This is a genomic window from Zavarzinella formosa DSM 19928, assembly GCF_000255705.1.
Lineage (GTDB): Bacteria > Planctomycetota > Planctomycetia > Gemmatales > Gemmataceae > Zavarzinella > Zavarzinella formosa.
Genome location: NZ_JH636444.1, coordinates 640,061 through 641,236 on the forward strand (window position 1 = coordinate 640,061; position 1,176 = coordinate 641,236).

A 1,176-nucleotide genomic window follows, 5' to 3' on the forward strand; every position below is an offset into this window, starting at 1 on the left:
GCCCGGCGGGGCGGCGTCGGCCGGCGCGAACGCGCCGGTCCTTCTGGGGGCGGCCAGTCATCCGCGATTAAACATTGTGTACGCCGGATTCACGTCGGCCGCCCAAATTGGCGTGTTCACTTACGACGAGACCGGGCGGACCAGTTTCGTCGGCCAGTCCGCGGGCAGCGGGGCGGCGCCGTGCTGGTGTGTGGTCAGCCAGGACGGGCGCTTGCTCTACGTCTCCAACACGGCGACCGACTCCGTCGGCGTCTTCTCCCTCGCGGCCCCGCTTCACCCTGTCCAAATTCAAGAACTGCCGTTGGGCGGACCGCGAGGCGCCCCGGGCGGGCCGCAAACAAACCTGTTCGAGATCACCCTCGACCCGACGGGCAAATACCTGTTCGCCGTCACCCAGTCCACCGACCCTGCCTTCCCGCAGGGGAACCAACTCCACACTCTTCGCGTCGCTCGCGACGGCACCCTGACCGAACCGCTCGCCCCGGTCGTCTTCTCCCAGGCAGACGTGCCGGCCAACGCCCACCCGCAAGGCGTCGTCGTCGTCAGCCTGCCGGGTGGCGAGGAGTGCGACCATGACGACCGCAGCCACGATCACATCTTCGGCGGGATTGACGCATCATGGGGCGATTATGAAGCGCCGCCGAGAGCGAGGGACTTGGTCGAGCTTCTTCGGCGTGACCGGCGACCCGGCTCCAAATGGTGACCGACGCATGAGATTTCACGAAGTGCATGCGTAAATTCATCCGGCGATGACGGCCGGATGGATGAGATCCGTTTCTCCCGGCGTTGTCGGAATCACACACGGCCCGACATGTCAAACTCCGCATTTCTCCGTTGATCCGGTCGCCTTCCATTCGTCGGAGGACTTGCTCGCCTTGGCCGCGCAAGACCGTCACAGACCCGCATACCAGTCATAGCCCTGCTCGGCCCAATAGTCGGCCGGGCGGTCGTCGCGGAATGAAATTCGGCTCACCCACTTGATGTTCTTGATGCCATACTTCACGGCCGACACCAGCCGCAGCGGCCCGCCGTGGGCCTCGGGCAGGGTCTCGCCGTTCATGCGGTCGCACAGCAGCGTCTGCGGGTGCATCGCGCTCGGGGCGTCCAGGCCGACGTAGTAAACGCCGTCGGCCGTTCCCATGCTGACGTACGGATGCCGGCCCGCGTCGGTGCCGA

The 1,176-nt window shown here is 66.0% G+C and carries 2 protein-coding genes; one reads left to right on the forward strand and one right to left on the reverse strand.

Annotated features, from left to right (window positions below; translation table 11 throughout):
- The coding region (locus BGIM_RS53430) for a beta-propeller fold lactonase family protein (RefSeq protein ID WP_020473708.1) at nucleotides 1-703 on the forward strand (703 nt) is incomplete at its 5' end.
- A 189-nt stretch (nucleotides 704-892) separates the two neighbouring features.
- Here the strand turns inward: BGIM_RS53430 and BGIM_RS53435 are convergent.
- Nucleotides 893-1,176, reverse strand: a 284-nt coding sequence (locus BGIM_RS53435; RefSeq protein ID WP_157369586.1) for a molybdopterin-dependent oxidoreductase, incomplete at its 5' end; no start/stop codon positions are given.